The 22,975-nt window shown below is 50.6% G+C and carries 22 protein-coding genes and 5 pseudogenes; 19 read left to right on the forward strand and 8 right to left on the reverse strand.

From position 1 onward, the window contains the following. The first annotated feature begins 139 nt into the window (after nt 1-139). The 8 genes and pseudogenes from CXB77_RS08515 to msbA all read left to right on the forward strand — a co-directional run bounded on the left by CXB77_RS08515 (nt 140) and on the right by msbA (nt 7,757). Nucleotides 140-2,101: a tetratricopeptide repeat protein gene (locus CXB77_RS08515; RefSeq protein WP_172452604.1), complete on the forward strand. Its 1,962-nt coding sequence runs from the start codon at nt 140-142 to the stop codon at nt 2,099-2,101. Between the two features lie 128 nt (nt 2,102-2,229). After that, complete coding sequence (locus tag CXB77_RS08520; protein ID WP_105073559.1) at nt 2,230-2,700, forward strand: DnaJ domain-containing protein; 471 nt, start codon at nt 2,230-2,232, stop codon at nt 2,698-2,700. Between the two features lie 7 nt (nt 2,701-2,707). Continuing rightward, nucleotides 2,708-4,071 (forward strand): annotated as a pseudogene (gene radA, locus CXB77_RS08525) (DNA repair protein RadA). 68 nt (nt 4,072-4,139) lie between these two features. Next, nucleotides 4,140-4,426, forward strand: a pseudogene (locus CXB77_RS08530) (hypothetical protein). After that, the gene (locus CXB77_RS08535) at nt 4,423-4,935 is read left to right on the forward strand and encodes a peroxiredoxin family protein (protein WP_105073560.1); all 513 of its coding nucleotides are present in this window, start codon (nt 4,423-4,425) and stop codon (nt 4,933-4,935) included. Before CXB77_RS08530 ends, CXB77_RS08535 begins: the two are co-directional and overlap by 4 nt. A 34-nt stretch (nt 4,936-4,969) precedes the next feature. Further along, nucleotides 4,970-5,596: a MotA/TolQ/ExbB proton channel family protein gene (locus tag CXB77_RS08540; RefSeq protein ID WP_105073561.1), complete on the forward strand. Its 627-nt coding sequence runs from the start codon at nt 4,970-4,972 to the stop codon at nt 5,594-5,596. Beyond that, nucleotides 5,593-6,009 (forward strand): annotated as a pseudogene (locus tag CXB77_RS24585) (ExbD/TolR family protein). The gene CXB77_RS08540 and the pseudogene CXB77_RS24585 overlap by 4 nt, the downstream one beginning before the upstream one ends. A 92-nt stretch (nt 6,010-6,101) precedes the next feature. After that, nucleotides 6,102-7,757 (forward strand): annotated as a pseudogene (gene msbA / locus CXB77_RS19215) (lipid A export permease/ATP-binding protein MsbA). Between the two features lie 62 nt (nt 7,758-7,819). Here the strand turns inward: msbA and CXB77_RS08575 are convergent. From CXB77_RS08575 to sufB, 7 genes and pseudogenes are all read right to left on the reverse strand, one after another. Beyond that, nucleotides 7,820-8,223: pseudogene (locus tag CXB77_RS08575) on the reverse strand (SUF system Fe-S cluster assembly protein). A 78-nt stretch (nt 8,224-8,301) separates the two neighbouring features. After that, the gene (locus CXB77_RS21620) at nt 8,302-8,862 is read right to left on the reverse strand and encodes a SufD family Fe-S cluster assembly protein (protein ID WP_277949383.1); all 561 of its coding nucleotides are present in this window, start codon (nt 8,860-8,862) and stop codon (nt 8,302-8,304) included. An 81-nt stretch (nt 8,863-8,943) separates the two neighbouring features. Next, nucleotides 8,944-9,078, reverse strand: coding sequence for a hypothetical protein (locus CXB77_RS23065; RefSeq protein ID WP_277949384.1), 135 nt, complete (start codon nt 9,076-9,078; stop codon nt 8,944-8,946). Continuing rightward, nucleotides 9,051-9,266, reverse strand: a complete 216-nt coding sequence (locus tag CXB77_RS21625) for a hypothetical protein (RefSeq protein WP_242445572.1) — start codon at nt 9,264-9,266, stop codon at nt 9,051-9,053. The genes CXB77_RS23065 and CXB77_RS21625 overlap by 28 nt, the downstream gene beginning before the upstream one ends. 35 nt (nt 9,267-9,301) lie before the next feature. Continuing rightward, entirely contained in the window at nt 9,302-9,571 is a 270-nt protein-coding gene (locus CXB77_RS21630; protein ID WP_242445573.1) for a hypothetical protein, read from the reverse strand. Further along, nucleotides 9,537-10,292 carry a Fe-S cluster assembly ATPase SufC gene (gene sufC, locus CXB77_RS08585; protein WP_105073566.1) on the reverse strand — a complete coding sequence of 252 codons (756 nt, stop codon included), beginning with the start codon at nt 10,290-10,292 and terminating at the stop codon, nt 9,537-9,539. The genes CXB77_RS21630 and sufC overlap by 35 nt, the downstream gene beginning before the upstream one ends. A 61-nt stretch (nt 10,293-10,353) precedes the next feature. Then, entirely contained in the window at nt 10,354-11,799 is a 1,446-nt protein-coding gene (gene sufB / locus CXB77_RS08590; RefSeq protein ID WP_105074005.1) for a Fe-S cluster assembly protein SufB, read from the reverse strand. Between the two features lie 549 nt (nt 11,800-12,348). Here sufB and CXB77_RS08600 point away from each other — a divergent pair. After that, on the forward strand, nt 12,349-12,843 hold the full coding sequence (locus CXB77_RS08600) for a hypothetical protein (protein ID WP_105073568.1): 495 nt from the start codon (nt 12,349-12,351) through the stop codon (nt 12,841-12,843). On the opposite strand, the gene CXB77_RS08605 is transcribed toward CXB77_RS08600, so the two are convergent. Continuing rightward, nucleotides 12,840-14,006: an alkaline phosphatase family protein gene (locus CXB77_RS08605; protein ID WP_105073569.1), complete on the reverse strand. Its 1,167-nt coding sequence runs from the start codon at nt 14,004-14,006 to the stop codon at nt 12,840-12,842. The genes CXB77_RS08600 and CXB77_RS08605 overlap by 4 nt on opposite strands. Before the next feature lie 3 nt (nt 14,007-14,009). Between CXB77_RS08605 and CXB77_RS19685 the strand changes: the two genes are divergently transcribed. The 10 genes from CXB77_RS19685 to CXB77_RS21655 all read left to right on the forward strand — a co-directional run bounded on the left by CXB77_RS19685 (nt 14,010) and on the right by CXB77_RS21655 (nt 22,966). Next, complete coding sequence (locus CXB77_RS19685; protein WP_172452605.1) at nt 14,010-14,147, forward strand: hypothetical protein; 138 nt, start codon at nt 14,010-14,012, stop codon at nt 14,145-14,147. A gap of 57 nt (nt 14,148-14,204) precedes the next feature. Next, nucleotides 14,205-14,615, forward strand: coding sequence for a response regulator (locus CXB77_RS08610; RefSeq protein WP_105073570.1), 411 nt, complete (start codon nt 14,205-14,207; stop codon nt 14,613-14,615). Nucleotides 14,616-14,679: 64 nt separating this feature from the next. After that, a complete protein-coding gene (locus tag CXB77_RS08615) occupies nt 14,680-15,105 on the forward strand; it encodes a response regulator (protein ID WP_105073571.1) in 426 nt (141 codons plus the stop codon). Nucleotides 15,106-15,110: 5 nt separating this feature from the next. Continuing rightward, nucleotides 15,111-15,710: a chemotaxis protein CheW gene (locus tag CXB77_RS08620; RefSeq protein ID WP_105073572.1), complete on the forward strand. Its 600-nt coding sequence runs from the start codon at nt 15,111-15,113 to the stop codon at nt 15,708-15,710. Between the two features lie 53 nt (nt 15,711-15,763). Then, nucleotides 15,764-17,776, forward strand: a complete 2,013-nt coding sequence (locus CXB77_RS08625; RefSeq protein WP_242445574.1) for a methyl-accepting chemotaxis protein — start codon at nt 15,764-15,766, stop codon at nt 17,774-17,776. Between the two features lie 30 nt (nt 17,777-17,806). Then, nucleotides 17,807-20,806 carry an Hpt domain-containing protein gene (locus tag CXB77_RS21635; protein ID WP_105073574.1) on the forward strand — a complete coding sequence of 1,000 codons (3,000 nt, stop codon included), beginning with the start codon at nt 17,807-17,809 and terminating at the stop codon, nt 20,804-20,806. 26 nt (nt 20,807-20,832) lie between these two features. After that, nucleotides 20,833-20,904 carry a hypothetical protein gene (locus CXB77_RS21640; protein ID WP_242445656.1) on the forward strand — a complete coding sequence of 24 codons (72 nt, stop codon included), beginning with the start codon at nt 20,833-20,835 and terminating at the stop codon, nt 20,902-20,904. A gap of 9 nt (nt 20,905-20,913) precedes the next feature. After that, nucleotides 20,914-21,078, forward strand: coding sequence for a hypothetical protein (locus CXB77_RS21645; RefSeq protein WP_242445575.1), 165 nt, complete (start codon nt 20,914-20,916; stop codon nt 21,076-21,078). Further along, the gene (locus CXB77_RS21650; protein ID WP_242445576.1) at nt 21,045-21,278 is read left to right on the forward strand and encodes a hypothetical protein; all 234 of its coding nucleotides are present in this window, start codon (nt 21,045-21,047) and stop codon (nt 21,276-21,278) included. The genes CXB77_RS21645 and CXB77_RS21650 overlap by 34 nt, the downstream gene beginning before the upstream one ends. Next, on the forward strand, nt 21,266-22,966 hold the full coding sequence (locus CXB77_RS21655) for a hybrid sensor histidine kinase/response regulator (RefSeq protein WP_242445577.1): 1,701 nt from the start codon (nt 21,266-21,268) through the stop codon (nt 22,964-22,966). The genes CXB77_RS21650 and CXB77_RS21655 overlap by 13 nt, the downstream gene beginning before the upstream one ends. The last annotated feature ends 9 nt before the right edge of the window (nt 22,967-22,975 follow it).

The following is a 22,975-nucleotide window of genomic DNA, read 5'->3' on the forward strand; positions in this document are numbered from 1 at the left end:
TCATTAACAGAGCCGTACAGATATTTATCTTTTAGTTACAAAGAATTAAGAAATTTTTACCTTATCGATTAGGATCACATTAACTAAGCAAATCGGTATCATTTAAGCAAGTTAAGTGATTCAAGAAATGGTGACACTGATGAGTTTGCCTACGATTGATGCAGTATTTGAATTGTTGAAACAAGGTCAATTTACACAAGCCGAGTATCTTGCTCATCAAATCACGCAACACGATCCACAAAACGCATCTGCTTGGAAAATACTTGGCACTATGATGATGCGTGATTTTGATCGTGTTTCAGCCGCATTGCCGGTGTTAGAGCAGGCGCGACAGTTAGCGCCTAATGATGCAGAAATTCTCAATAGTTTAGGACGAGCATATCAAACCTTAGAACGTTTAGATGATGCAAGTTGTGTTTATGATCAAGCACTGACATTACAACCGAATAGCGCCGAGATTTGGAATAATCAAGGTCTTGTTAAAGAAAAGTTAAAGCATTGGGAATCTGCATTAGAAAGCTATCAACGTGCATTAACACTAAAACCCAATTATATTAAAGCACTAAACAATTGTGGAAACGCATTGCAGGCACTAGATCGAATTGAAGAAGCATTATCTTACTATGTGCAAGTATTAGAATTGGATGCTGGTTTTCCTGATATACATTATAATTGTGGGTGTTTACTGCAACGTCTTAAACATTGGAATCAAGCTCAAGCATTTTTTGGAAAAGCAATTGAACTTAAAAACGATCACGTTGGAGCACTTAACAATTTTGGTTTTTTGTTGATAGAACAGGGATTACTTGATGAGGCGTTGACTTTTTTTGCCCGCGTTGTTCAGCTAAAACCTGAAATGGAAATTGCGCACTCCAATGCGCTATTCACGCTCAATTATCACCCCGACAAATCGGCAGCAGAAATCTTTACTTCCTATCGCGCATTCGATCAGCGCTTTGGCGAACCGCACCGCGCTAAATGGCTACCGCATATGAATAACTGCGATTCTGAACGACGATTGCGAATCGGTTACATGTCGCCAGATTTACGCATTCATTCTTCAAATCATTTTTTAGAACCCTTACTTGCTCATCACGATAAGCATCACTTTGAAATCACCGCTTATAGTCAAACGCGATGCGAAGATCTGATGACAACACGTTATCAATCTTATGTTGATCACTGGGTTGAAGTTGAACGCCTAAATGATGATGCGCTTGCCGAGCGGATTCGCGCCGATGAAATTGATATTTTAATTGATTTAGCTGGTCATTCAGCTGGCAATCGTTTATTAGTGTTTGCTCGCCGACCAACACCAATTGCAGTGTCTTGGTTAGGCTATGGTTATACGACTGGTTTAAGTGCCATTGATTATTTTTTAACTGACGAAGTTATGGTTCCGGCAGGCAGTGAAAACCTGTTCGCCGAGCGCCCATGGCGAATTGCAGCTCCATCAATGGTATATCGACCAGATGATAAAATGGGTGAAGTCAATTCATTACCGGCTTTGGAACGCCATTTTGTGACCTTTGGAACCTTGACGAGAGGGATTCGGATCAATCACCGTGTCATTCGTACTTGGGCGGAAATTCTAAAACGACTGCCAACAGCGCGGCTGGTTGTGAATAGTGATGCGTTTAATGCTCCATCTGGACAACAAGCACTTGTTGATCGTTTTGCAATTTATGGAATTGCCCCAGCGCAATTAGAAATTGGATTTGATAGCCCACCTTATGATGTACTGCGCGGAATAGATATTGCGCTGGATTGTTTTCCGCATAATTCTGGAACCACGTTAATTGAATCGTTGTATATGGGATTACCATTTATTACCCTCGCTGATCGCCCCAGTGTTGGTCGAATTGGCAGCACTATTCTTCACGGCGCTGGGCATCCTGAATGGATTGCAAATAGCGAAAACGAATACATTGAAAAAGCAGTTGCGCTGGCGAGTGATTTGCCGCATTTAGCCGCTATTCGTGCGAATTTACGCACTGAATTAGAAGCCAGCCCGTGGCGTGATGAAGCAGGATTTGCACGGCGCGTTGAACAAGCCTATCGGGATATGTGGCGGCGCTGGTGTGCCGGAGTTGCCCGCTAATACCTCAATAACACTGAGTTGCGCAGTTGAAAATTTGTCAGCAGTATTCGCAGTAATTCTATACACCTTCCCGATGCGAAAATGAAGTTGCCAATTTAACGCCCCGCATTCGCTAATTGGGATCATTTATGATGCGCTTAATTTTATTCATTGGATTGATTGCTGCTGCCTTGTGGAGTCGTCACTGGTGGCGCACTACTCCGCCTGCACAGGTGCGCAGCGTATTGAGTGCAATTTTATTATGGGGCGGAATTGGCTTGCTGGGGCTGGCGCTTATAAGCGGACATCTCAATCCATTATTAGCTGCAATAGCAACATTGGGATTGGCACTGGCGCGATTAGAGCGTGTATTGGAATTGATACCCAAATTGCGCCAGCTTTTTCAACCAGCGAATCAGCAGCAATCGCCACCATCAAATAATGGTCATTTAAGTGATGCGGAAGCCCGCGCCATTCTCGGCGTGGCAGCTAATGCCGACGCAGAAACCATTCGTGCTGCACATCGGCGTTTAATGCAACGACTGCATCCAGATCGCGGCGGTTCGGATCATTTAGCCGCGCAAATTAATGCTGCAAAAAAACGCTTACTCGGAGATTAAACGCCTCATGGCTGCACCCAAACCCCGCACCGCTTACGTGTGCAATGCCTGCGGCGCACGTCACCCGAAATGGGCGGGACAGTGCGCAGATTGCGGCGTGTGGAACAGTTTGACGGAAATGATGGAACCGCGCCGCCCTGTGTTGCGTGGCGGCTACACCGGCGCTGCCGACACTGCGCGAATTGAAATGCTCGCGGCAGTCAATCCCGAAGAACGTTCGCGCATTCAAAGCGGTATCGGCGAATTGGATCGCGTGCTCGGCGGCGGTTTGGTGGCGGGATCGGTGGTGCTGCTCGGCGGCGATCCGGGCATTGGCAAATCGACGCTGCTGCTGCAAGCCTGCGCCGCGCTCGCCGTTGATTTTCCAGTGCTTTATATCAGCGGTGAAGAATCGCCGCAGCAGATCGGATTGCGAGCGCGGCGGCTGGGTTTGACGGGCGACGGCATTCAGTTGCTGGCGGAAACCTGCGTCGAACGCATTTTGGAACAGGTTGCTGCTGCGCATCCGCGCATCATGGTTGTCGATTCGATTCAAACGCTGTTTACGGAAACGCTGCAATCTGCGCCGGGTTCGGTGTCGCAGGTGCGTGATGCCGCTGCGCAGTTGGTACGCTTTGCAAAACAACAGGATACCGTGGTTTTTCTCGTCGGGCATGTCACCAAAGACGGTTCGCTGGCCGGTCCGCGAGTGCTGGAGCACATGGTGGACACGGTGCTGTATTTTGAGGGCGAACACGGCGGCCCATTCCGCATCGTGCGTTCGATTAAAAACCGTTTCGGCGCAGTCAACGAGCTGGGCGTGTTTGCGATGGGCGAGCAGGGACTGCGCGAGGTGAAAAATCCATCAGCGATTTTTTTGTCGCGCCACGATCAACCGGTGCCCGGCAGCGTGGTCATGGTGACGCGAGAAGGAACGCGCCCGCTGCTGGTCGAAGTGCAGGCGCTGGTTGATGAAAGTCCGCTGGCGAATCCGCGCCGCGTCGCGCTGGGTTTGGATCAAAATCGACTGTCAATGCTGCTCGCAGTGCTGCATCGTCACGGCGGAATTGGGCTGTTTAATCAAGACGTTTACGTCAACGTGGTCGGCGGAGTGCGCATTGCCGAGACCGCTGCCGATTTGCCGGTCATCATGGCGGTGCTGTCGAGTTATCGCGACCGTCCGCTGCCGCTTGATCTCGCAGTTTTTGGCGAAATTGGTTTGTCTGGCGAAGTGCGCCCGTGCCGAATGGCGCAGATCGGCTGCGCGAGGCCGTGAAACATGGCATCCGTCGCGCTATTGTGCCCAAGGGCAATGCGCCCAAAGAAGGCGTTGAAGGGTTGGAAATCATCGCGGCACGCACGCTGGGCGAAGCACTCGATGCAGCAACCTAACGATTTGCCTGCTGCGCCAAGGTGATCATCATTTCGGCATTCATTCGCTCACGAACGGAATAAATCAGATGGCAGAGAAAATTGAAGAATTAACCGTCACCTATATTGATGACGAAATTGAAACCGTTAAAGAATTGGATAAGGTCGTTTTATCGAAAGGCAGCTGGACAACAATTCTATTCCGTTATCAGGAATGGGATCGCGCCAAAGCGCAATACGGCGCAGATAAATACACCATTCGCCGCTATCAAAAACGCGATGGTGAATACCGCCAGCAATCCAAATTCAACATTTCCAGTCGGGCGCAGGCACAAGCATTATTGATGCACTACAACGCTGGGTGATTGAAGAATGAAATACTTGCTCCACCCAGCAATAGTACTGCTGTTTTGTGGAATGAATACGCTCACCGTTGCAGAGCAATTGCCGCTGCAATTGGTCGATGGTCAACCGCTAGCGCCGCAATTCAATCTGCCGGGAACCGACGGGAAAATGTATCGGCTGACGGATTATCGCGGTAAGCCGTTGATTTTGAACTTTTGGGCGACTTGGTGTCCGGCCTGTTTAGCGGAAATGCCGTCATTGCAACGCGCCCACCATGCGCTGGCGCGTGACGGCATTCCGGTAATCGCCATCAATGTTGGCGAAGATGCTGAAACTGTTGCAGAATTTACGCAGCGAATGCCGTTGCCATTTCCGCTGCCACTGGATCAAAACAGCGCTGTCGCGCAGCGTTATCCGCTGATTGGCTTGCCGACTACCTTTATCATTGATGCTAAAGGAAAAATCATTTTTAGTGCCCTCGGTGAGTACACTTGGGATGATCCGGCGCTGCTGGCACGAGTGAGGGCATTAAATAAATGAAATCATCAGTTTGCGCCATGTTTGGAGTTGTTCTGTGCTTGAATTAATTCGTGCTGGTGGTTGGCTGATGTGGCCAATCATCGCCTGCTCCATCGTGGCGCTGGCCATTGTGTTTGAACGCAGCTGGTCGCTGCGCCGCCGCCGCATCATGCCGCCGCAATTAGTGGCGCGTATTTGCCAACTTCATCAATCTAATCAACTGCATGATGCTGAAATCGCCGCTATTCGTGACGGCTCACCGCTCGGACGCATTCTCGCTGCGGCGTTGATTAACCGGCAGCATTCGCCCGCCGTAATGAAAGAAGCCATCGGCGACACTGGACGACATGTCGTCGCTAAATTAGAACGTTTTCTTAATACGTTAGGCACGATTGCTGCGATTACGCCACTGCTCGGTTTGCTCGGTACCGTGTTTGGAATGATTGACATTTTCAGCGTGATTCAACGCGCCGGTAATGGCAACGTTGGGTTATTGGCTGGTGGAATTTCCGTGGCATTACTCACCACTGCTGCCGGTCTATGCGTCGCTATTCCTGCGCTAATGTTTCATCGTTATTTTGATGGGCGCGTTGAGCAATTTGCGATTGAAATGGAAGCACAAGCATTGCAATTAGTCGAAGTGATTAAAGGCGAACGCGAGCCGGAAGAAGAAGCAATATGAGTTTGCGTCCGCGTCGCCGTCCGCCAATAGACATCAATATCGCGCCATTGATTGATGTGGTGTTTTTGTTGCTGATTTTTTCATGGTTTCAACCACTTTCCGCGATGAAACGCGGCTGCGTGTACAATTACCGCAAGCGCAGGGTGAATCACTACCAGCAGATGCACCAACGCCAATTCGTCTTGTGATCGATCAAGCCGGACATTATTTCATTAACGATCAAGCAATTGAAAATGAAATTGCGCTGGCGCAACGGCTGACGCAACTCAGCACTGCGCAAGATGCCCAACGCAAATACCAGTGTTAATTCAAGCGGATGCCAAACGCCGCATCAAGCGGTAATGACGGCACTGGATGTTGCCGGTCAAACCGGATTAAAACGCATTGTTTTTGCCGCCACTCACCGCCAATAGCCGCATTCCATGACTCAAGAACTGTATTAAGTAACGCCGATGCAAAAGTCATTTATTATCGTCTTTTGCAACACGTTAAACCCTATTGGCGCATGTTTACATTTTCAATTATTGGAATGCTGATTTTTGCTGCCACCGAACCGCTATTCGCAGCGATGATGAAACCATTAATTGACGGCAGTTTTGTTGAACGCAACGCCGATATGGTACGCACCATGCCATTATTGGTCGGTTATTTTGGTGCGCGGCATTGCCGGTTTTATCAATACGTATTTTTTAAGCTGGGTCGGACGGCGCGTCGTCGCTGATTTGCGGGAACAGATGTTTGCACATCTATTGCGGCCCAACGCGCTATTTCGATCAGCACGGCGCAGGTCATTTATTAGCTAAACTAACCTATAACGTCGAAAACGTTTCAAATGCAGCCACTTCTGCCGTAACCACGTTGGTGCGTGATGGCTTCACCATTGGTTTAATGGGCTTTATGCTGTATCTCAACGCCGGATTATCGGCGATCTTTTTAATTATTGGTCCAGTCATGGCGGGCGCAGTGAAATACGCACCAAGCGTTTTCGCCGTCACAGTCGGCGTATTCAAGATCGCGTTGGCGATTTAACCCAAGTGGCACAGGAAGCAATTGATGCGCAGCGCGTGGTGAAAGCCTTTGGTGGTCAAGCCCGTGAAGCATTGCGCTTTAATACGATCAATGAAAAAACCCGTGCACTACAAATGAAAATGATTGCAACCGAAGCCGCCAGTGTGCCGCTGGTGCAATTGATTTCTGCGGCTGCGATTGGCGTTGTAGTTTATTATCCACGATGCAGGGATTAAAAGAAAACATTTCGGTCGGGACTTTTATGTCATTCGTGGTTGCAATGGGATTGCTTTTACCGCCAGTGAAACGCTTAACTTCAGTGAATGCGCAATTGCAACGCGGCATTATTGCAGCAGAAAGTTTGTTTGAATTGCTAGATGCAGATGAAGAAGATGATTGCGGCACACAAACGCTAATACGCGCTGAAGGGCGATTGAATATCGCGGCGTGAGTCATCGTTATTCCAATGATAAATTGCCAGCATTGAACATTTAGATTTATTTATTGCGCCGGGTGAAAAAGTAGCATTGGTTGGACGTTCTGGCAGTGGTAAAAGTACGGTTGCCAGTCTATTACCGCGTTTTTATGACGCTACCAGCGGCGAGATTTTCATTGATGAAATTCCAATTCGTGCATTAACGCTGGCAGTTTACGGGCGCAAATTTCATTGGTCAGTCAAGAGGTTGTGCTATTTAATGATAGTATTGCCAATAACATCGCTTATGGTTGCGCCGTGCCGCCAACACGAGCGGAATTAGAACAGGTGGCGATGAGTGCCCATGCGTTGGAGTTTATTCAGCGTTACCGCTGGGATTTGACACGATGATTGGTGATCGCGGCGTATGTTGTCTGGTGGGCAGCGCCAGCGATTAGCCATTGCGCGGGCGATGTTAAAAGATGCGCCAATTTTAATTCTGGATGAAGCGACTTCAGCATTAGATACTGAGCCGAGCGCCATATTCAGTCGGCATTACAAGCGTTAATGGCGCGGCGCACCACTTTGGTAATTGCGCATCGGTTATCAACTATTGAAAACGCAGATCGGATTGTGGTATTGCAAGATGGGCGAATTGTCGAACAGGGTCGCCATGCTGAATTGCTGGCATTGGGCGGTCATTATGCGCGGCTGCATCAATTGGGAATTCAAACATAAAAAAATGGGGCGAAGTTTATTCAACTTGACCCCGTTTTTTATTGAGTTGCGCAATTAAAAAATCACATTAGACCGAGCTGCAACCGCGCTTCGTCGCTCATATGTTCTTGACTCCACGGCGGATTCCACACCAAATCCACCCGCACTGCGCCAACGCCTTCCACGCTGGCGACTGCATCGCGCACCATAATCGGCATCATGCCAGCGACCGGACAGGCAGGCGCAGTCAAGGTCATTTCCACTGCTACATCGCCATCCGGCGCAATGTCGATGGTGTAAATCAGTCCCAGATCGTAGATATTCACTGGAATTTCAGGATCATGGACGTTGCGCAATGCGGCGATGATGGGTTCGCGCAATTCTCGGCGACCATTTGCTCTACTGCCACATCCCGATCCACTACCGCCGGTTCGCCCAGCGCCTCGTCGTGGCTGCCGAAACCGGCAAAGCGAGCGAGTCTGTTCATAAAAACCTCAATCAATTCAGTGGCGCGGATTCCAGCCGCTGACCAACTTGCTCCGTAACATAATCGCGGAGCACCTCTTCATGCAGCCGGTGGATAATTTCGCCAGCAAATCCTAAACACAGCATTCGCCGCGCTAACGGTGCTGAAATTCCACGCGAACGCAGATAAAACAACTTTTCCGGTCGAGCTGCCCAACTGTGTTCCGTGACTGCATTTCACATCATCAGCGTTAATTTCAAGCTGCGGTTTGGTATCAACTTCAGCACCTTCCGATAACATTAAGTTATTATTCGACATCGCTGCGTCGGATTTTTGCGCATCTTTAGCAACCAATACGCGTCCATCAAATACTGCTCGTCCTTTGCCATATAAAATACCCTTGAAATTTTCGCGGCTATTACAATTCGGAATGGCGTGTGTCACATCTAAATGATAATCCATCAATTGCCCGTCGCCAGCGAGATATAATCCTTGCAAATCGCATTCAGCATGTTCGCCTATAAATTGCGTCACCAATTCAGTACGCGACCAGCGTGCGCCGAGACCGATATTGACACCCAAATAACGGCTATTGGCATTGATTAAGCGATAACCCAGTAAGATGAAATGCCTTTGCGCTTTCCATTTGCAACCGTTCATGGCGAAATACTGCATCGCGTCCCAGCGCAATTTCTATCACTGCGTTAGTGCAATAACCGCATCATCGAGACCGATATAACGTCAATTACTTGCCTGCGCTCCATCACCGAGCACAATTAAATGACGCGGTTGTGCTACTTGCGGCTGATTCATGCCAGTAGAAATATGAATCAACTCAATCGGTTGCTCTAATACCGCAGCGCGATCAAACAACACCACACCATCATTAAAGCCAGCGGTATTGAGCGCAATAAAAGGCGAATGAATTGCGCTTTGATTAGCCGCGAGCGCACTGCGTCGGGATCATTCTCTAGCAGGGCGCACAAACTGCCGATATGCACACCCGTTGGCAAATCACCGAGCGCCGACAATTCGGGCACATAACGACCGTTAATCAATACCACGCGACGACTGACAAGCTCTGGAATAAAAATCTTATCTAAATCATCACTTCGAGTGCGGGAATTACTGCTTTAGCTGGAGTGAAATCTTGTTCTAAAAGACTTTTTAAATTGGTATAACGCCATGCTTCTGCTTTATTCGTTGGTAATTCTAGCCCAATACATTGCTCGCGGGCAGCGCTGCGCTGCGCTTCAAGCCAGTCTAATTTAGCACTGTCGCGGGTATTCGGCGCAGTAGCTAGCCAATGTGAAAAACCGTTGAAATCATGCTGGTCATGCTGCTTGACCCTCGGCATCAATCCAGCCATAACCCTTTTCTTCCAATTCAAGCGCCAATTCTTTACCACCGGAGCGAATAATTCGTCCCTTGGCTAATACATGCACATAATCTGGTTGAATATAATCGAGTAAGCGTTGGTAATGCGTGACCACAATCATTGAGCGTTCTGGACTGCGCAAGGCATTCACTCCATCAGCGACCACCCGCAGCGCATCAATATCTAAACCCGAATCAGTTTCATCCAAAATTGCCAATTTCGGCTCTAATAACGCCATTTGAAAAATCTCATTGCGTTTCTTTTCACCACCAGAAAAACCGGCATTCACGGCGCGTTTTAACAACGAATCATCGAGATGCAAAATCTTCAGTTTTTCTTTAATTAAACGCAGAAAAGAAACGGCATCAAGTTCTGTCTCGCCGCGTGACTTACGAATGCTATTGAGCGCCGCTTTTAGAAAATAGGTGTTATTCACACCCGGCAATTCAACTGGATATTGAAACGCGAGAAATAAGCCTAATTGCGCCCGTTGTTCGGGTTCTAATGCCAGCAAATTCTGACCTTCAAAAGTCGCAGTGCCTGCCGTCACCGTATAGCCTTCGCGCCCGGACAATACATGTGACAATGTACTTTTGCCCGCTCCATTCGGTCCCATAATGGCGTGAATTTCACCTGGAGCGACCGCAAAATCCAGACCTTTTAGAATCTCTTTATCTCCAACATTAGCGTGGAGACCATTAACTGCTAACATGTTTTGCTCCAATTGAAAACGGGGCGACGGGCGAAAAAAGTTGTGTGGTTCAATACGGTAATTAACCGACTGCGCCTTCTAAACTAATGCTCAGGAGCTTTTGCGCTTCTACCGCAAATTCCATCGGCAATTCATTAAAGACTTCTTTACAAAAGCCGTTGACGATCATTGATACTGCATCCTCTTCGGTTAATCCCCGCGAGCGACAATAAAACAATTGATCGTCACTAATTTTAGATGTAGTTGCTTCGTGCTCCATATTTGCTGATGGGTGCTTGACTTCAATGTAAGGCACAGTATTGGCGCTGCATCGATCACCAATTAACAACGAATCGCATTGGGTGTGATTACGCGCACCTTCAGCGCGTTGACCAATGCGGACTAAACCGCGATAGGTTTGCTGTCCTTCGCCAGCGGAAATGCCTTTAGAAACAATGGTAGAGCTGGTGTTTTTGCCGATATGAATCATTTTCGTTCCAGTATCTGCTTGCTGGCGTCCTTTGCTCACTGCTACCGAATAGAATTCACCAATAGAACCCTCACCGCGCAATAAACAACTGGGATATTTCCAAGTAATTGCTGAACCAGTTTCCACCTGTGTCCATGAAATCTTGGCGCGATCACCTCGGCAGTCGCTGCGTTTAGTGACGAAGTTATAAATACCACCTTTACCTTGCGCATCACCGGGATACCAGTTTTGCACAGTAGAGTATTTAATTTCTGCATCAGTCATCACAATCAATTCAACGACGGCAGCGTGCAATTGATTTTCATCGCGTTGCGGCGCAGTGCATCCCTCCAAATATGAAACATAAGCGCCTTCTTCAGCAATAATTAAGGTGCGCTCAAATTGACCAGTATTGCGGGCATTGATGCGAAAATAGGTGCTTAATTCCATTGGGCAACGCACACCTTTTGGCACATAAACAAAGGTGCCGTCACTGAATACAGCGGCATTCAAACAGGCATAATAGTTATCCGTATGCGGCACAACAGAACCGAGATATTGTTTAACCAGATCGGGATAATCGTGCACTGCTTCGGAAATGGAGCAGAAAATAACGCCAGCTTCTGCTAATGATTTACGAAATGTAGTTGCAACCGAAACGCTATCAAAAACTGCATCAACCGCAATTCCTGCCAGCACCTTTTGTTCTTCTAATGGAATGCCGAGTTTTTGATAGGTTTCCAATAAAATTGGATCAATCTCATCTAAACTTTTAGGCGCATCTTCGGGGCGTTTAGGTGCAGAAAAATATGAAATTGATTGAAAATCAATTTTGGGATAATGAACCGCTGCCCATTGCGGTTCGGTCATCGTTAGCCAATGCCGATACGCTTTCAGCCGCCATTCGGTCATAAACGTAGGTTCACCTTTGCGTGCGGAAATGGCTCGCACCACGTCTTCATCCAATCCGGGTGGAAAGGTATCGGAGGCAATTTCAGTGGTAAATCCATGTTCATATTCGGATTTAACGATGTCATCGACGGCTGGGGTTGCGGTCATCGGATTATTTAGCTCCGCTTTCTTGAGTGTATTGCTTGGTTTTAAATATACGCCCACAGTCGCTTGAATCAAGATTGAGTCTTACGCTGGGAGCATATTAGCAACGGATTATATTCTGGTCGTGAAGATGGTTCAAAACTTTGCTTGTGTGTTTTCGCACAAAAGCGGTGTTAACTTTTGAAAAGCAAAGATCGCGCCAAAAAAACGCCGCTGTTTCCATAAACAGAAACAGCGGCGCGATGATAACAATTAAAGCGAAGCGAAAATTAAAAGCAAACGGCTGATGAAATGTCAATGCTACTGATTGGCTTTCTTCGCCTTCTTTTCAGCCTTCTTTTCTTTCATCGTTTTTGTCGGCGCTTTCTTCGTTTCTTTCTTTTTATCTTCACCCTTGCTCATCGGAAATGCTCCTTGTGAATGCGCCGCAGCGCGGAATTGAATTACCAATGCCCGACACGATTTAACACGCTATTTCAGTAGCGTCAAGAGCACAAGTGCTCGTCAACCTGTGATAGAGTTTAGACGCATTTTTAATGGAGAATTTCAGCAATGTCTCGCTTATCTTTCACCACGCGCTTCGGCATCTTTCTACTCGCCACCACGTTACTGACCAGCTTAACCGGTTGCCAAGTGCCGTTTCTCAAACCAGAACAACTGCCCGCGTTTGTCAGTAAATTGCCATTTATCACCAAACCAGCGCCAACACCTACAACGCTTGATACAACCTGTGCTGCCCGTTGCGACGCCATGCGTCCCCACTGCGAACAGCGCCAGCATCTGCGCGAAACCGAATGCAAACAACATTTTAAGTCCACCAGCGCCGATCATACCGCCTGCGTTACCGATCATCGCGGGCATTGCTTACAACCGGTAGCCTGTTTGGGTGCTGATCTCAGTCTTTGCAATACGCAGCATCAAGAATGTCTCAATGCCTGCCGTCACTCAACTCCAGCGCCAGCGAATAGCGTATTACCAGTGCGTGAAGCGCCCACTGCGCCCGAACCCGCATCATCACCCATGCAGCAAGCAACTGCGGCGCATTAAGTGGTAAATACACACAGCGGCACCATCAATTCTGCGGCGCTTAAACCGCCGTGGACACCAATTTGTACGTAGGGTTTTTCGCTCGGCAGTCGGTCATAAATGACCCGCTGCCCACGCGGCAGTAGACAATAATCACCAATGCGTTCCATGAAATGCGGGTGCGGTGTGCCAAAACCAAACAATCCGTTTTCCACCAGTTGCCAACTCGGAATCATTTCGACCTGCTCGCCCAGCACTTGCTGACAATACTGCTCAAATGCGCGTTCTTTTCCCGCTCGAACATAACAAAACGCTGCGCGTGGTTCGCCGCACAACGGTAGCAGTAAACATTCAGCAAGTTCAGGATGATCGGCCAACTCAATCCGCTCGGCAGGTGAAGTATCCAGTTGACCATGATCGGCGCAGACCAATAACAGCGTATCCGTGCCCGCTGCCGCAGCGAGAAAATTGGCAATTGCGCGTTCAATTTGCGCGAGATGTGCCACCGCCGCAGCACTATTCATGCCCTGCGCATGACCAATGCTGTCGAGCGCAGGCCAATATAAACAGAGAAACCGCTGCGTTCGCCGCAACTGCGGGCGATGCAATACTTGCAGCGTCTGTTGAAAAAGATCGGTGAGTCCGTCATACGCGATGACTTCAGCGCGTCCGGCATGAGCCAGACTGAAATCGGAGCGGGCGATATGTTGCGGCGAAATCATCACGCTGGGCGTGTTGATGCGATCAAAAATCGGTGTATGTCCAAATAATTGGACTGGATCAACGCCCGCCTGCCGATAAGAAATTCCGCCGTAACGTGGTTTGCCGGTCAATATCGTCATCACGCAGCCCAGTTCGCGCAGATAGGTAAACCAACCCGTGATGCCATGTTGCAGCGGCGCAGCGCCAGTGAGATAAGTCGTGATTGCCGAAGCAGTGGTTGACGGAAATACTGAGGTGAGCGTGGTGCGTTGGGCACGATGCAACATGCCGTGTGGTGCGTGATGCGCCAGCCAATGTGCACCTAAACCATCAATTACCAGCAAAATCAGGTTTTTGGCATGAGCAAGCGTATCAACAGGCACTGCGTTCAATGTCGGCACATCAGAATAACCACCTCGTGCATGAATAATGCTGTGCATGAGATTAACGATGCTGCCGCCGTGATAATCAGGAATGTTCATTTTATGCGCGAAGTCATTGATTGCATTAAAGCGCGGCAGTTCATTGCAGATACTGCGGCGCGGCGGCAGAGGAATAATTTAGCGAACATCGACGCTTCTCGGCGAGCGTGGTACAAATCTGCGTTATGTATCGCCGGTTGACCACCTGTTTGTGCATGGGCGCAGGTGAGACGGCACAGCTTTAAGTGGCGGTTTATCATGGAGACGCTTGACTTGCGCGGGGTTAGAATTTTAGTCATCGACGACAGTAAAACCATTCGCCGCACTGCGGAAAATCTGCTGCTGAAAGCTGGCTGCGAAGTCTGTGTGGCAGAAGACGGTTTTGAGGCACTTGGCAAAATTGTGACCTTTAAACCTGAATTAGTGTTTGTGGACATTATGATGCCGCGTTTGGATGGCTACCAAACCTGTGCCCTGATTAAAAGCAACCCGGCGCTGCGCCACACGCCAGTGGTGATGCTGTCCAGCAAAGATGGTTTATTTGATCGCGCTAAAGGACGGCTGGTCGGCGCACAGCATTATTTATCTAAACCCTTCACGGGCGAGGAATTATTGCAGGCGGTGCAAGGCAATCGTCTCACCGCTGCGCCAGACTCGTCACTGTCCTAAGCAGCGTTCCACTTTTTGCTCAGGATGCTTCGGGATCATTCGTTGACAGGCTCGAACACAACACATGAAACATTTATTTCAAAACGCGAACGTTTCCGATCAAGACGCAAATATCGCCAACGCATCAAAAACAGTGCTGATCGTTGATGACTCGCCAACGGAAACCCGCATCTTAGCGACGTTTCTCACTAAAGCTGGCTACCAAGTTGAAGTCGCCATGAACGGCGAAGAAGGTGTTGCGGCAGCGCGACGCCTGCATCCCAATCTCATCCTGATGGATGTCATCATGCCGATTCTCAACGGTTTTCAAGCCACGCGAATGCTGCGTAGTGATGCCAGCACCGCGGAGATTCCGATCATCATGGTCACGACCAAAGACATGCAGACCGACCGCACTTGGGGCTTGCGTCAAGGCGCCAACGATTATCTAGTGAAGCCCGTTGATCGCCAATTGCTGTTAGAGCGGATTCGTCTGCTGCTGGGCGGTTGATCACCATGGCTCGCAGTGATCGCATTCGCACCGATCTCCATGTATTGATTCGTAATCTTGATGAGCGTTGTCGCACCAGCATTGCCGCTGCGCCCGATCCCAGCAAACCGCCAACACAATGGACTGCCGTCCTATTTTTGGTGCGAACGCAACACTTTTTAACACCTCTCGAGCAGGTTTCTGAGGTGTTAGAAATGCCGCGTGACATCACCCGCGTTCCCGGAACCAAACCTTGGCTCGTCGGCGTTGCGAATAATCGCGGCGTCTTACTGCCGATTTTTCATCTCGCCACCTTCATGGAACAAACGCGGCAACAACCGTCGTCTCCTCATACAGAATTCAATCACGAGCGCCGCCGCGAAGGGCGCAGCCGCGAGCGCGTTTTAGTGATTCGGCAAGATGAATTGCCCTGCGGTCTCATTGTTTCTGAAGCAATTGGAATGCGGTCAATTCAATTTAATACCCGCACAACCGTCGTACCAGATGGTTTTGGGGCGTGCCAACCTTATATTGACGCGTCATTTCTATTCGATGGCGCACCAGTGCCAGTGATTCGGCTGGCGCGGTTAATTACTGATCCGCTATTTCAAGCGGCAAACGGATAATGGTTTAAATTGGAAACTCTAATCAGGATGGTTTCTCGTGGAGAGTGCGAATGATGATGCGAAAGATGACAGCAAGCGGTTTCCTTAAAAGTTCTCAATGGACGGCAATTGCGTTATTGCTGACAGGATTACTGTTTGCAGCGTTGGCGCTGTGGAGCTATTTACAACTGAGCGCCAATGACGCGATTCACACACATCGCTCGCTTGATGCCGCAATGCGGCGAGCGCAAGTACAATATCTCATTAAAATAACGCGAGAAGCTGGACATGGAGAGCGCAGTGCTTTAGAACAACTGCGCAGTAAATACGACCAATTTGAGAACGGTTTTGCCGATTTAGTAAGCGACACCTCAAGCGATAATCTTTCATTAACTCAACATGCAACCCAAGCGCGAACTACTTGGAAACGTATTGATACCAAAGTTGAATACATTTTGAATGCGCGTACTGCGTTACTTGAAATGCAACAGCAACAGATGACGCTTGAAAGCCTATTATCTAATTTGCAAAACAGTCTCAAACCAGTTGCTGCTCGCAATGTTGCTGAAGGGTTTAGTCCGAATTTAGCACTGCAACTTGGATTGCAATCAGCGCGATTGGAACGTCTCCGCGCTGTGCAATGGCGATTAACGAATGGTGGCGCAGAAACCGAGCAGGCAATTAAGGATTTCACCACGAATCGTGATGAATTGATTGCGACATTTGATAACCTGACCGAATACGTTAAAACCCGTAATGATGCGAACTTGCGCAGCGTAATAGAAGAAACGACGCGTTTAACTGCGACCTTGCGCACCGTGAGTGATGATTTATTGCAATTAGTGCAAACGCTGCAACCTGTGATTGAACAGTTCAACACACTTGATGCTGACGCTTTGCAATTAGATAGTGCATTAGATGCGCTAGTCACCGATTATCGAAATACTGGGCAATTCGTGCGCTTGGTGGGAATTACGCTCGGTTCCAGTGCCGTATTGCTGTTTGCAGCATTTGCACTATTAAGCCTTACGCTATTGATTTTGTTTATTTTACATGCAGCGCGTAAGCGTGAAGAGCAATCGCGGGCGCAGGCAGCACGCGATGAAGGGGCAATTTTGCGGCTATTGGATGAAATGGGCGATTTGGCGAATGGCGATTTGACAGTTGAAGCGACCGTGACCGAGGAAAAAACCGGCGCAATTGCTGATGCAATCAATTATGCGATTGAGGCGCTGCGCAGCTTGGTCACGACGATCAATGACACCGCCAGCCGGGTGTCTAAATCGGCGCAGGACAGCCGCACCATTTCCCAGCGGTTGGCGGCAGCCAGCAGCACTCAGGCGCTGCAAATTACGCAAGCCTCGGCCGCAGTACAGTCGCTGACCATTCAGATCGACGAAGTAGCACGGAATGCTGGGGAATCCGCTGAAGTAGCGTCGCGCTCGGTGGAAGTTGCCGGACGTGGAGCGCAAACGGTGCGCGATACCATTACTGGCATGGACGCGATCCGCGAGCAAATTCAGGAAACTGCCAAGCGCATCAAACGGTTGGGCGATAGTTCGCAGGAAATCGGCAAGAGCGTCGAGCTGATCGACGACATCGCCGATCAAACCAACATTTTGGCGCTTAACGCCGCGATGCAGGCAGCGATGGCGGGTGATGCCGGACGCGGATTTGCCGTCGTCGCCGATGAAGTGCAGCGGCTGGCGGAAGATTCGCGCAATGCCACCAAACAAATTGAGGTGCTGGTGCGCACCATTCAGGCCGACACCAACGAGGCAGTCAGTTCGATGGAAGACAGCATCGCTGGCGTGGTGGAAGGCGCAAATCTGGCGGAAAACGCCGGTGAAGCACTGCGCGAAATTGAGAATGTATCCGCGTATATCGCTGATTTAACCAAAAGAATTGCCGATTCTGCCCAGCGCCAATCGCGCCAATCCGCAGAAATTAACGACACCGTGCAGGCGATTCGCGCCATCACCGAAGAAAATACTGAAGGCACTCGCCGCGCCGCTGAGGCAGTAGACGAATTGGCCAATCTGTCGAGTGAATTGCAACGCTCAGTGGCTGGATTCCGGCTGCCTTGAGCGATCGCTGAACCATTGAGTAGCGCGGTTATGACAGAGAAAAAAGTGGTTGAAGGCTTGAAATGGGTTAAAGGCGAAATCGCCGCCACCCTGCGCCCACTGCGTGATCTGCTTGAAAGTGCTGCGGATGGAGAAGCAATTGCGCCGCAAGTCGCAGCGGTGATTCCGGCGCTCAATCAGGTGCAAGGCGTGTTATTAGCGTTGCAGTTGACGATGGCAGCGCGGCTGGCGCAGGAAATGCGCTTGTTATTGGAAATGCTGCCGCAAATCAATGACGCAGATGTCACCGCCAGCGCCGCAGTGCTCGACGAAGCGCTGGCGCAGTTGACGGCACATTTGGATCGACTTGACGCTGGCGCAAATGAACTGCCGTTGCAATTAGCGAGCAGCATCAATGCGGTACGCGCTGCACGGAATACTCCGCCGTTGAGCATGGCGGAATTGTTGATGGTGGCGCTGATTCCTGATACCGCAACTGCGTTGACCGCAGACACGTTGGCGCAGCTCGCGCTGACCGTGCGGCAGGTGCGCCCGCACTATCACCGTTATTTGGTCGAATGGTATCGCGGCGATCCGCAATATCGCGTGTTGACCACGCTGGGCGGACTGTTTACGCGGCTGGCGGAAGTGCCAGAAACCAGTATTTTCAAAGACTTATTTCGTTTGGCGCAGTTATTAACTGAGGCAGTGCCGCACGAGCAGCGGGCAATTGATCCGCCGTTGCGGGCGCTGCTCGGTCATTTGGATCGTGTGCTTAAACCACTCGCGCAAACGCCGCCACAGTTGCCAGTGCAGGATACGCTGGGATTGATCGAGCAATTCATCAATCTTTTCAGTAGCATGTCCTTTAGCTCGCCGCTGCTGGCGCAGCTACGCAGCAGATATAGCATTCCCGAAAATCACCAGCGCCAGACTGCGCTAAATACGCCAAAGAATGATCGCCACAGCGAATTATTGCTGACGGCGCTCAGTGAATTTTCCCAAATTAAATCTCAATTCAATCAGTTGGCGACGACGTTAGACGCAGCGGCGCGAGATCAACTGGACACGCAGTTGCGCCAGTTGATCGAAATGCTAGAGCCCGTTGATGGCGGAGAGCTGGCGCAGCGCCTGTGCGATTTTGCAGATGAATTGCGGGCGTTGACGCTGCCGGAGTTGGCACACAATCAAGCGCCGTTGGAAAATTTGGCGATGACGCTGCTGGGCATTGAAGCAACGCTGCATCTGTCAGAAGAACAGCGGGCGCTGAACGCACAAGACGCGCCAGCCTTTGATTTATCAGAATTAACTGCCGCGACGTTGCGTGAAGCCAATTATGAATTGCTGCGCGTTAAAGATGTCATTCTCAATTGGCACGTTGAACAGGGCACGATGGATGCGTTGGCGACGGTCAGACCGCATTTGTTGAACGTATCGGGCGCATTGACCATTTTGGGCGAATATCCCGCTGCGCAGTTAGCGGATGCGATTGGGACGTTAGTTGCGCAGCGTTACATGGCGACGGTGCATCCGCCGAGCGCCGCAGAATTTGAACATCTCGCCGATGCGTTGGCCGCGCTTGAATTGTTCATCGGTCATCTGCAAGACGCAGTGCCGTTTGGCGATCATCTCATTGCGCAAGGCAGTCAATCGCTGGCAGCACTGACCGCGCAAACCCCAGCGATTTCTCCCGCGCCAGCGGACAACACTGCAACTGCCTCAGCATTGCCACCGATTGACGCGCCAGAATTGACGTTTGATCTGCCGTTTGCGGGCGATGCAGTTGAAACCGCTGCGCCAGAAGTGCTGGAGTTGCCGCAACCCGTGTTGGAAGTGTCGCCGCCGTCTGCGCCAGCCGCTACAAATGAAGATGAAGATGACGACAGCGAATTCATTGAAATCTTCATGGAAGAAGCGCGGGAAGAAACTGCATCAGCGCAAATCCAATGTGCGCGTTGGCGAGCCGACCCGACAGATCACACTGCGTTGGGAATGTTGCGGCGCAGTTTTCACACGTTGAAAGGCAGCGGGCGTTTGGTTGGCGCACTGCAAGTCGCTGATTTTGCGCAGGCGTTTGAATTGCTGCTCAATCGAGTGATGGAAGAACATCTCGTGCCGTCGGTCGAAGTGTTAGTCGCAGTGACGGAAGCAGTCGCGCAGTTGCCGGAATTATTAACCGCGCAAGTTGAACAACGTTCATTTCCCATTCAGCCGTTTATTGATCGCGCTACTGCGTTGTTGCACAGCGCCAATCTTGGTGCGAGTGATGAGGCAGCAGCGGCGGCGGAAGCAGAAGCCGCAGTTGAGGCGTTGCCTACGGATTTGGTCGATCAAGTCACCGATCACGACAGCATGTTTATTGCCGATGAAGAATTGCTGCGGATTTTTCAGACGGAAACCCACGAGCATCTAGCGGAAATAAACAACTTTTTGCGGCTGTCTGAAACGAGCGCAGTGCGGATTGATGAAGCGACCCAACGCGCTTTGCACACGCTGACCGGCAGTGCGCGGATGGCGGGAATTGATTCCATCGCAGTGGTGACGAAGGCGCTGGAGCTGTGTTTGAAACCAATTCTCACTGCCGGCAAGGCAATTGATGCGCCGTTGCTGGCGCTGCTGGCGCGAGCAGTTGAGGCAATTGCGACGCGGGTTGACGAATTGCCGACGCTCGGACGGGGCGCAGCGTTGCTGGTGGAATTGGGCGCGGTGCTGGAGCAGCGATTAGCCGTTGAAAATGCCGCAGCAGCAGTGTCTACGATCCCGCCGCTGCTGCCGGAAGTGCCAGAAACGCCATTGCCCGTTGAGGTCGCGCCAGCAGTTGCCGCCAATGACGATGATGACGAACATGCGCTGCTGCCCGTGGATGATTTACCGACTGCGGCGTTGCCGAGCGATGACGTGATGCCTCCACCGGATGCAGAAGCTGCGGCGATTTTTCTCGAAGAAGCGCGAGATTTACTCGATCATCTCGATACGCAATTCCGCGCTTGGCAATTGGCGCCGCAGGATATTCCGGCACTGGACGGCATTAACCGCTGCTGCACACGTTGAAAGGTGGAGCGCGGCTCACTGGTTTAGTGGCGATTGGCGATCTCAGTCATGCGCTAGAAACTCGGTTGAAAGCGGCGAGCCGATCACGCCATCATTAACGACACCACTTGGAATTGGCGCAACGGGCAGTGGATGCGTTGTCGATTCAGGTCGATGCGCTGGAGCAAGGCGCAGCGATTCCGCGCATGAGTCCATTGGTGGCGGCACTTGCCGGACAGGATGAACTGTTGGCGTTGACATGCGCTGCCAGCAGCAGTCGCCGCTGCCGTTGACGCCGCAGGCAGTGCAGCACGTACTTGATGCAGTAGCGACTGCGGTTCCAGCAGCCACGCAGATTCGAGTGCGTTCGGAATTGCTGAATCAGTTGGTCAATCAAGCGGGTGAAATCAGCATTTATCGCGGACGTTTGAGCCAGCGCAATAGCCAGTTTAATTTCAGTTTGGGCGAGCTTGATCAACGGTGCTGCGTTTAAGCGAGCAGCTGCGCCAGCTCGAAATCGAAACCCAAGCGCAAATCATGCACCGCTTTGATCGGCAGCGAGAGGGTGAAAGCTCGGTGTATGACGATGCGTTTGATCCGCTGGAATTGGATCGGTTTTCGCGCTTGCAGCAGCTTTCCGGCAGTTTGGCCGAAACGGTTAACGATCTGGTGAGCGTCAAAGATATGCTGACTGGCCATCAGCGCGAATTCACCGATTTACTGACGCAGCAAGCGCGATTGGCCGATGATTTGCAAGATGGTTTGCTGCGCACGCGCTTGGTGCCCTTTGTGCAGGTCGTTCCGCGTTTGCAGCGGCTGGTGCGCCAAACTGCGGATAGTCTTGGTAAACAGGCGCAGTTGGAAGTGAAAGGCCCGGAAGTAGAATTGGATCGCACCATTCTTGACCGGCTGGTCGCACCGCTGGAACATTTGCTGCGCAATGCCGTCGATCACGGTTTAGAGGAACCAGAAACCCGATTGAAAAACGGTAAACCGGCGCTGGGACTGGTGACGCTGGCGCTGGCGCGAGAAGGCAACGATGCCGTCATTAGCCTGAGCGATGACGGTAGAGGAATGAATTTACAAGCGATTCGGCGCAAAGCGATCAACTTGGGAATGCTGGCAGAAGACACGGTGTTACCGGATGACGCGCTGCTGCAATTCATTCTCGAACCGGGTTTCACCACTTCTGAAAAGGTCACGCAAATTTCGGGGCGCGGCGTGGGTTTGGATGTAGTCGCGTCGGAAATTAAGGCAGCAAATGGCGCGATTGGTTTGGAATCGGTTGCTGGTCAAGGCGCACGATTTACGATTCGGCTGCCGTTGACGCTGGCGATTATCGAGGCGTTTTTAGTCTCTGCTGGCGAGAACATTTACGCCATTCCGCACAGCACGGTTGAAGCGGCAACGCGCATCAATCGCCAAACGCTGCTCGATATTTATCGCGGCGACCTCGAGGAATTCACGCTGCGCGACCAGCGTCATCGCGTGGTTTATTTGGGCGGGGTGCTCGATCCAACGCAACAGCCGGATTTGGGCGAACGGCGCTGGTTGCCGCTGCTGCTCATTCGCCTTGGCGAACAACGGGTTGCGCTGCATGTCGATAGTTTGATTGAAAGCCAACGCATTCTGGTGAAACCGCTTGGCCCGCAATTGGCGCGGGTGCGCTGGTTGAGTGGCGGCACGATTTTGTCGGATGGACGAGTCGCGTTGATTCTTGACGCGCTGGCGCTGCTGCGTTCTGGCGCGGTCGCGGGGTATCGTCCCAACGCTGCGCCAGTCGCTGCGATTAAACCGCAGCATTGCATCATGGTGGTTGACGATTCATTGACGGTGCGCCGTGTGACCAGTCGGCTACTGCGGCGGCAAAATATGGAAGTGTTGACTGCAAAAGATGGCGTTGAGGCACTCACTTTGCTGGATGAAAATCGCCCAGATTTACTATTGCTGGATGTGGAAATGCCACGCATGGATGGCTATGAATTAGCGCGGCATATTCGTCGCGCCGAGCATTTGAAAGATTTGCCGATCATTATGATTACATCGCGCACCAGTGCGAAACATCGTGAATACGCAATGGCACTTGGTGTGGATCGTTATCTCGGTAAACCCTATCAAGAATCCGAGCTGCTCAACGAAATTAATTCTCTATTGGAAGAACGAAAAAATCTACTCAACTAAACTGCGGCA

The sequence above is a fragment of the Chromatium okenii genome (assembly GCF_002958735.1).
Classification (GTDB): domain Bacteria; phylum Pseudomonadota; class Gammaproteobacteria; order Chromatiales; family Chromatiaceae; genus Chromatium; species Chromatium okenii_A.

Bases quoted from the DNA above. Each gene is read 5' to 3' on its own strand.
- CXB77_RS08515 (WP_172452604.1), top strand. From the start codon at position 140: ATGAGTTTGCCTACGATTGATGCAGTATTTGAATTGTTGAAACAAGGT.
- CXB77_RS08520 (WP_105073559.1), top strand. From the start codon at position 2,230: ATGATGCGCTTAATTTTATTCATTGGATTGATTGCTGCTGCCTTGTGG.
- CXB77_RS08535 (WP_105073560.1), top strand. From the start codon at position 4,423: ATGAAATACTTGCTCCACCCAGCAATAGTACTGCTGTTTTGTGGAATG.
- CXB77_RS21620 (WP_277949383.1), bottom strand. From the start codon at position 8,862: ATGAACGGTTGCAAATGGAAAGCGCAAAGGCATTTCATCTTACTGGGT.
- CXB77_RS21630 (WP_242445573.1), bottom strand. From the start codon at position 9,571: ATGGCTGGATTGATGCCGAGGGTCAAGCAGCATGACCAGCATGATTTC.
- sufC (WP_105073566.1), bottom strand. From the start codon at position 10,292: ATGTTAGCAGTTAATGGTCTCCACGCTAATGTTGGAGATAAAGAGATT.
- sufB (WP_105074005.1), bottom strand. From the start codon at position 11,799: ATGACCGCAACCCCAGCCGTCGATGACATCGTTAAATCCGAATATGAA.
- CXB77_RS08600 (WP_105073568.1), top strand. From the start codon at position 12,349: ATGTCTCGCTTATCTTTCACCACGCGCTTCGGCATCTTTCTACTCGCC.
- CXB77_RS08605 (WP_105073569.1), bottom strand. From the start codon at position 14,006: ATGAACATTCCTGATTATCACGGCGGCAGCATCGTTAATCTCATGCAC.
- CXB77_RS19685 (WP_172452605.1), top strand. From the start codon at position 14,010: ATGCGCGAAGTCATTGATTGCATTAAAGCGCGGCAGTTCATTGCAGAT.
- CXB77_RS08610 (WP_105073570.1), top strand. From the start codon at position 14,205: ATGGAGACGCTTGACTTGCGCGGGGTTAGAATTTTAGTCATCGACGAC.
- CXB77_RS08615 (WP_105073571.1), top strand. From the start codon at position 14,680: ATGAAACATTTATTTCAAAACGCGAACGTTTCCGATCAAGACGCAAAT.
- CXB77_RS08620 (WP_105073572.1), top strand. From the start codon at position 15,111: ATGGCTCGCAGTGATCGCATTCGCACCGATCTCCATGTATTGATTCGT.
- CXB77_RS08625 (WP_242445574.1), top strand. From the start codon at position 15,764: ATGATGCGAAAGATGACAGCAAGCGGTTTCCTTAAAAGTTCTCAATGG.
- CXB77_RS21635 (WP_105073574.1), top strand. From the start codon at position 17,807: ATGACAGAGAAAAAAGTGGTTGAAGGCTTGAAATGGGTTAAAGGCGAA.
- CXB77_RS21650 (WP_242445576.1), top strand. From the start codon at position 21,045: ATGCGCTGCCAGCAGCAGTCGCCGCTGCCGTTGACGCCGCAGGCAGTG.